Source organism: Streptococcus sp. KR (assembly GCF_002238115.1).
GTDB lineage: Bacteria > Bacillota > Bacilli > Lactobacillales > Streptococcaceae > Streptococcus.
The window spans coordinates 1-7,288 of the sequence record NZ_NGVM01000032.1 but is presented as its reverse complement, the minus strand read 5'-3'; the positions used below and the strand labels follow the sequence as shown (position 1 = coordinate 7,288).

Genomic DNA, 7,288 nt, shown 5'->3' with positions numbered 1-7,288 from the left:
TACTTTCTTACTAAATTGGTGCAATTGACACAGTTGTTGCGACTTTAGTCGCTTACAAATGAGGGCTGCAATCTGACAAAGTCAGTTGCCTCAAAACGTTAATCGAACCGATTATATCAACGTTTACAGACATTCAAGAGTTTTCTCTTGGATGTCTTTTTTTGATAAAAAATCAAGAATTTCCACCATTGATTTTTACAGCAGAAACATGAAATATTTTTAATACATATTTTTAAAAATGCTCGATCTTATTTTTAGTATAAAAGTTATAATATCTTTTGCTGAATATTTACTAAAGTGATAGTCAAAATACAAAACTACTCTCAAAAAGTGAGACTTTTAATCTCACTTTTTGAGAGTAGTTTGTTGATATAAAAGTAAAATTTATTTGATATAGGAGAGCATATTAATTTCAAAGTATACTTTACCTTATTTCTCTATATAATTACAAACATTATTAATCTGTTCGTGAATTTCTGTACCAAATTTTTTTTCAAAAAATGCACTTCCGATTGTAAATGCCCAAGGATTTGTATCAATTACTTCATTCAACCGTTCATAACAATCAATACTTCCGGCTAAACAGACGGGAGCTTGTATGGCTTGAGTAAAAGCATTATTTAGCTCCAAGGGGTCGCCAGTATAACGGTAACCTAGTAAGTCAAAGCCATAGACCCCTTTTTTTAAGTATTCTTTCGCCTGAGAAATCATATTTTCTATAGTACCTTCCAAAATAGATGGACGCTCTTTAATTTCTCCTACGAATGGCATGTACTTTATGTTATTCTCTTTACAAAACTCGTTGATTGAATCAAAGTAGACAGTCCCCATTAAAACATCGCATCCGCACTCTTTTGCAATTCGTGCACCTTGAAGACCATTCTCTTCATCGTATTCCACAACTTCAAGAAAAGTAGTTTTACCGTAAGACTTCATTTCTGAAAATAAAGACTTCATTTCCGAAATTGGAAGTGGTTTTTCTTTAAATCCCCAAAATTCGGCTTTGGTGTTCTTACATGATTCGAAGATTTCTCGTGCATTTTCAATTGTGTGATCATTATGCGTCAGCATAACAATTAATTTAGGTGAGTTCATAAATGTTCCTTTTGATGTTAATTCTAAGTTATTTTTCTTAAAAATAAAAGTACTTAGGTTACTGTCTAATCATTTCTTTAGGAATGAGTTTTGGATCGTACATGACTTTTGAATGATTTTTCAAAATAAGCTCTTTTTCCAAAGTTTGTTCAGTTATTCTATCAAGTTTTTCACGATAAATCATGGAGTTGCGATAGTAATAATTGCCTTCTTTTTTGAAATGATGATTTTCTTCAACTATCTGATAAGTGAATGGGAATTGGGATTCACTGCGTAATTCTCCGAAGAGAATATCATTTTCTACCCATGTTCTCAATTGAATAAGTTGGTCAGTATTATTTTTAAAACGATAGTCCTGATGATTATACTGTACAGAAGTTCCATTCGCAAATGGTTTCCGAGTCCCCTTATCAGGGTCTAATGCATCAGAGTGAGAATGAAATTCTGTAATTTTCATAGGACTATGAACAATTAAAAGATGAAGCAAGTTAGCTAAATTACATAGCCCGCCGCCAATATCAGGTTCTACTTTCCCATTAATAATAACTCGCCCTTCCTGGTATCCTTTTTTCTTCGTTGTATTACCAACTAAACTCCAAAAAGAAAATTCTTCTCCTGGATGAATGATAATGTTATTTAGATTTTTACTAGCAATCTGTATGTTGGTAGCTTTTCCTTTTTGAAGATTAATATCAATTCCAGGACCACGTTTTATCAGTTGGGTAGAATATGATGAAACTAAGTTAGGTAATATCTTTTCTTGACGAATCTTAGAGAATTTTTTTCCTTGTTTAAAGTTCTGGATATGTCGTTTTAGATTTTCTTTTTTTAAAGAGATTTTATATGTTGTAGGACTAATTTCACAAAATAATAGATCCTTATTCCAAAAAACCATGTTGTTTCTCCTTTTTGATCACATCTAAATTTTTATTTTTTTGTCTCAAAAATGGGTAAGTATGAAGTATTAATTTTTCAACCCATCGTTTTTTACCAATTCCGCCTTCTTTAGGATCATATAAAAAATCAACCAAGATAGTGGAGATATTTGCCCGACTAGCTCCCAGGACATCTGTAAAAAGTTGATCTCCAATCATAACTGTTTCAAATGGCTTTAGCTGCATCATGTCAAGAGCTTTTTTAAAGTTCTTAGGATTTGGTTTTTCCGAAAGAGGGATAAAAGGAACAGATAAGTGTTGATTAAATTCTGATATTCTTTCTTCATCGTTGTTTGATAAAAGAAAAATTTGAAAACCAATGGCTTTGAGATTTTGAAATAGTTCAATAACTTGTTCTGTAGCAGGGGCGCCATGCATCACAAGAGTTTGATCGATATCAAAAATTAATCCTTTAAAACCAAGTTGATATAATCTTTGATAGGGGATATCAAAAACAGTTTTTGCTCGTGCTGCTGGCATGAATGGAAACATATTGTGTAAAGCCTTTCATTGAATATATAACAATAATTCTAGCACATATATAGAACAAGGTCAATACCACTATTAAGTGTGTAGCAGAAATAGATATTCCTAGTAGACAACCGTCCACTTTTTTTATATAATAAAATTAAACCTTTTTGGTTGAGTTTTTAAAAATATGGATTCAAGTATCGATTAGTCTTTCTAAGGGAGATAATGTCCATTAAATTATCATAATAGGAGGTGAAGTATGTATCAGCCAGAAAAATTAAAGGCTCGGAGGAAAGAGTTAAAACTGACACAGAGGGAAATTGCAGAGAAACTTGGGATTAGTTTCCAGGCTTACTCAGCTTGGGAACGTGGAATCAAAGAACCGTCTAAGGAGAAGGTAGCCCAGTTAGAGAACATTTTAAAGGTATCCAAAGGATATTTTACTCAGATCGAGATTGTCCGTCTCTACCATAGCCTCTCCAAGCAAGGGCAGGAGAAGGTTGTTCTCTATGCTCGCAACCTATCTCAAGAGGAGAAAGCCCAGAAAGTAACAGCGATGCCAGAGAGCCTCTACGAGTACCGTGTTTATGAACGCATGTCAGCAGGGATTGGGGCTTCGGTCTACGATGATCAGAATTTTGATACGGTTTACTTTAATGAGGAACTAGCCCATGATTTTGCGTCCTGGGTGTCTGGGGACTCCATGGAACCCAAATACCAAAATGGCTCCGTGGCTCTGATTCGAGAGACAGGATTTGACTATGATGGGGCGGTTTATGCAGTGGTTTGCAACAATCAGACTTATATCAAGCGGGTTTATCGTGAGGAAGATGGCTTGCGTCTGGTCTCTATCAATCCTAAATACAAAGATATTTTCATCTCCTATGAGGAAGATCCTCGGATTGTGGGGATTATCGTTGGGAACTTTGTGCCGATGGAGGGTTAACTATGGGCTACTTTGATTATTCCAGAGAGCCCAAAAGTGACATTGTCTTTGTCGATATGAAATCCTTTTATGCTAGTGTTGAGTGCGTGAAAAGGGGATTACATCCGCTGAAAACCTCGCTTTGTGTCATGAGTCGAGCGGATAATTCAACTGGTCTTATCCTAGCCTCCTCTCCCCTGTTTAAGAAGATTTTTGGCAAGTCAAATGTTGGTCGGGCCTATGATTTGCCTTTTGATATCAAAACGCGAAAATTTTCCTATTACAATGCTCGAAAGCAAGGGCTACCTACCGACTCAGACTATGTTCGCTACATCGAAGATTGGGCTCAAGTTACCTTGATTGTCCCTCCTCGAATGGACGAGTACATTGCAGTCAATATGGAAATCCAGCGAATCTTTCAAAACTATGGCGGTCCAGATGATATTTATCCCTACTCTATCGATGAGGGCTTTATTGATCTGACTAGTTCACTCAACTATTTCATCCCAGATAAGAGTCTCTCTCGCAAAGACAAGCTAGATTTGCTTTCTGCCCGTATTCAGAGGGATATTTGGAGGCAGACAGGGATCTACTCTACAGTAGGTATGTCCAATGCCAATCCCTTACTAGCCAAGTTGGCTCTGGATAATGAGGCCAAGCACACTCCGACCATGAGGGCCAACTGGTCTTACCAGGATGTGGAAGAGAAGGTCTGGGCAATCCCTAAGATGACGGATTTTTGGGGAATTGGCAGACGGATGGAGAAACGCTTGCATGCTCTGGGGATTTATTCCATCAAGGAATTGGCAACCAGCAATCCAGACCAGTTAAAGAAAGCTCTGGGTCAGGCTGGTCTGCGTTTGTGGTTTCATGCTAACGGGATTGATGAGAGCAATGTTCATAAGCCCTATAAAGCCAAATCCAAGGGCTTGGGGAATTCTCAAATCTTGCCGAGAGACTACGTGAAGCTACGTGATATTGAAATTATTCTCCGGGAAATGGCGGAGCAGGTGGCTATTAGATTGAGAAGGTCTGGCAAGAAAACAACCCTTGTCTCTATCTATGTCGGTTTCTCTAAACAGGAGGTCAGGTCGTCTATTCACACACAAATGAAGGTCGAACCGACCAATAATACAGCTGTCTTAACGGATTATGTTTTGAAGTTATTTCATAACAAATACACTTCAGGAGCAGTCAGAAGTGTTGGAATCAACTATTCAGGATTTGTGGATGAGTCCTTTGGTTTGATATCTCTCTTTGATGATGTTGACAAGTTAGAAAAAGAAGAAAGGCTCCAGACGGCCATTGACTCCATTCGGGAACAATTTGGTTTCACTTCCCTTTTAAGAGCAAATGCACTGGAAGAAGCCTCTAGGAGTCTTGCTAGAAGCAAGCTGATTGGGGGACATTCTGCTGGAGGATTAGATGGATTAAAATGATTGATCGTTCTTATTTACCTTTTCAATCTGCGCGAGATTATCAAGATCCAGGTATGCAGAAGTGGATGGGATTTTACCTTTCAGAACACACCAGTTCGCTCAGTGAAGAAAAAAGTCGTGTTGATTTTTCGACGGATTTGACTCCAGATGAGAAGTTTCACTTGCTTTCTCAGCTTTATGTTGGCCAACTTAGGGGAAATTTTGTGCTAAAGGAAAAGAAGCAGAAAATCACTATAATCGGTGTGGTGAGAGAGTTATCACATCAGACTCTATCTATTAGGACAAACGAGGGATATAGGTTGATAGATGTTGCAGATATCCTAGAAATTCGGCTGTGGGAGGAGGGAGTTTATGACTAGAAAAGAGCTGTATGAAAACAAACTGCAGATGGATTACTTTTCATATAACTATATTCGTTTTGAAGAGGATTTTCAAAAATACTCTGCCATGAACGTACCCTTGACTTTCTTGATTGATGACATCCTACGAACCATGGCGATGAATCAGAAAAACTACTTTGTTTTAAACAAGGGAAATGCCAAGGATGGGCGGGAGCATCGTTTTTATTTTAGGGTGGTAACGGAGAAAGAGTGTCCCAGAAATAGGATCTATGTATATGCCGGAGTTAAAATAGTGGCTAGTAGATTTGGTAGGAGATGAGCTCGTTCTCTGGTGTACACTATTGTAGTTATCTGCGGAGAGCTTGCAGCAGATTATTATGGTATTTCTGATTAAATCAGATAAGAGCTCCATCTTTTTGGATGATTGTGTACTTGATATCGTAGTTGAATTCGAAAATACTTATCCCAAATAATCATTCTGTTTTATAGATACTAAGATATCCATAGAAATTTATGGATATTTTTTGATTTATATATAGAAAAAGAGAAGACCGGCTGGCCTTCTCTTTGGGGGAGCTAGAATCATTGAAAAGAATTAAGTAAAGATTTTAATTAGTCTTTGAAATTCTTTTGGAAGATGAGTAGAGACAATACTGAAGTAATAGCAGCCAAGAATAAGAAGGCATTTGCTTCTTGCTCTCCAGTTTCTGGGAGTTGTTTTTCCTTGTCTTGTTTAACTGTAGTAGCAACAGGTGCTTTTTCATCTTTTCTTGGTGAATCTTCTGTTACAACTGCAGGAGCTGGTTTTTCAGTTTCTCTAGGTAGAACATACTCAGGGAGAGTCACAACTGGTGGCGCCTCTGTTCCTATAGAACTTTGTTTAGTTCCAACCTCAATTACTCTATCTAGAGCTGGAGTTGATTCAGTTTGAACTATCTTACGATTGCTACCATCTACTTCGACATACTCGATTATAGCACCATCTTTCCCTTCTGCTAGAACTTTCTCTTTTCCTTTATCTAAGTTTGGATTTTCATGACGGATAGTCTTGAATGGTACTGCCTTCTTGACAATATCCAAACTTGGAAGTTTAAAGACAAGGTCCTTAACTCCTTCTTCAGGACTTGAAGAAGTAATTGGTTTTTCAGGTTCTTTTGGTAGAAGGTACTCAGGAAGAGTCACAACTGGTGGAGTATCTGTTCCTACAGAACTTTGTTTAGTCCCAACTTCAATCACTCGGTCTAGAGCTGGAGTTGATTCAGTTTGAACTACCTTACGATTGCTGCCATCTACTTCGACATACTCGATTATAGCACCATCTTTCCCTTCTGCTAGAACTTGTTCTTTCCCTTTGTCTAATTGTGGATTTTCGCGACGGATAGTCTTGAATGGTACTGCCTTCTTGACAATATCCAAACTTGGGAGTTGGAAGGTAAGCTCTTTAACTCCTTCTTCAGGAATTGAAGAAGTAATTGGTTTTTCAGGTTGTTTCGGTTCAACTGGTTGTTCTGGCTGGCTAGGTTGCAATTGCTTGATTTGTTCAAGAGCGTTATTGAGAGCTTTATTGACGTCTTCTTGAGTCTTAGCCTCTTGAATAGCTGCGATTGCTTTGTCAGTAATTTCAACTAATTTCTTCTTAGCATCGTTGTTGGCACCAAGCTCAGCCACTTTTTTCTCGATAGCTTCAGTCAAGCTAGCCATAGCCTTATCATAATTGATTTCAGGCTGTTCAGGTTGTTTCGGTTCAACCGGTTGTTCTGGTTGGCTAGGTTGCAATTGCTTGATTTGTTCAAGAGCGTTATTGAGGGCTTTGTTGACGTCTTCTTGAGTCTTAGCCTCTTGAATAGCTGCGATTGCTTTGTCAGTAATTTCAACTAATTTTTTCTTAGCATCGTTGTTGGCACCAAGCTCAGCCACTTTTTTCTCGATAGCTTCAGTCAGGCTAGCCATAGCCTTATCATAATTGATTTCAGGCTGTTCAGGTTGTTTCGGTTCAACTGGTTGTTCTGGTTGGCTAGGTTGCAATTGCTTGATTTGTTCAAGAGCGTTATTGAGGGCTTTGTTGACGTCTTCTTGAGTCTT

General features: G+C 37.9%; 8 protein-coding genes. 4 read left to right on the top strand and 4 right to left on the bottom strand.

Annotated features, from left to right (window positions below):
- Nucleotides 1-429: 429 nt before the first annotated feature.
- The 3 genes from CBI42_RS10170 to CBI42_RS10160 are packed head-to-tail and all read right to left on the bottom strand — an operon-like array spanning nt 430 to nt 2,522.
- On the bottom strand, nt 430-1,095 hold the full coding sequence (locus CBI42_RS10170) for a hypothetical protein (protein ID WP_049486648.1): 666 nt from the start codon (nt 1,093-1,095) through the stop codon (nt 430-432).
- A gap of 58 nt (nt 1,096-1,153) precedes the next feature.
- Nucleotides 1,154-1,990 (bottom strand): VanW family protein, encoded by an 837-nt coding sequence (locus tag CBI42_RS10165; protein WP_094753921.1) that lies wholly within the window; start codon nt 1,988-1,990, stop codon nt 1,154-1,156.
- Complete coding sequence (locus tag CBI42_RS10160; RefSeq protein WP_094753920.1) at nt 1,974-2,522, bottom strand: YqeG family HAD IIIA-type phosphatase; 549 nt, start codon at nt 2,520-2,522, stop codon at nt 1,974-1,976. The genes CBI42_RS10165 and CBI42_RS10160 overlap by 17 nt, the downstream gene beginning before the upstream one ends.
- 238 nt (nt 2,523-2,760) lie before the next feature.
- On the opposite strand from CBI42_RS10160, the gene CBI42_RS10155 reads away from it, so the two are divergent.
- From CBI42_RS10155 to CBI42_RS10140, 4 genes are read left to right on the top strand one after another with little or no spacing between them, the layout of a single operon-like run.
- Complete coding sequence (locus CBI42_RS10155; RefSeq protein ID WP_094753919.1) at nt 2,761-3,447, top strand: XRE family transcriptional regulator; 687 nt, start codon at nt 2,761-2,763, stop codon at nt 3,445-3,447.
- Nucleotides 3,448-3,449: 2 nt separating this feature from the next.
- Entirely contained in the window at nt 3,450-4,865 is a 1,416-nt protein-coding gene (locus tag CBI42_RS10150) for a Y-family DNA polymerase (RefSeq protein ID WP_094753918.1), read from the top strand.
- Nucleotides 4,862-5,224 carry a hypothetical protein gene (locus CBI42_RS10145; RefSeq protein WP_084861942.1) on the top strand — a complete coding sequence of 121 codons (363 nt, stop codon included), beginning with the start codon at nt 4,862-4,864 and terminating at the stop codon, nt 5,222-5,224. The genes CBI42_RS10150 and CBI42_RS10145 overlap by 4 nt, the downstream gene beginning before the upstream one ends.
- Nucleotides 5,217-5,525, top strand: coding sequence for a DUF5960 family protein (locus CBI42_RS10140; RefSeq protein WP_049492896.1), 309 nt, complete (start codon nt 5,217-5,219; stop codon nt 5,523-5,525). The genes CBI42_RS10145 and CBI42_RS10140 overlap by 8 nt, the downstream gene beginning before the upstream one ends.
- Nucleotides 5,526-5,818: 293 nt before the next feature.
- Here the strand turns inward: CBI42_RS10140 and CBI42_RS10135 are convergent.
- A partial coding sequence (locus tag CBI42_RS10135; protein WP_142294102.1) for a G5 domain-containing protein occupies nt 5,819-7,288 on the bottom strand: 1,470 nt, incomplete at its 5' end.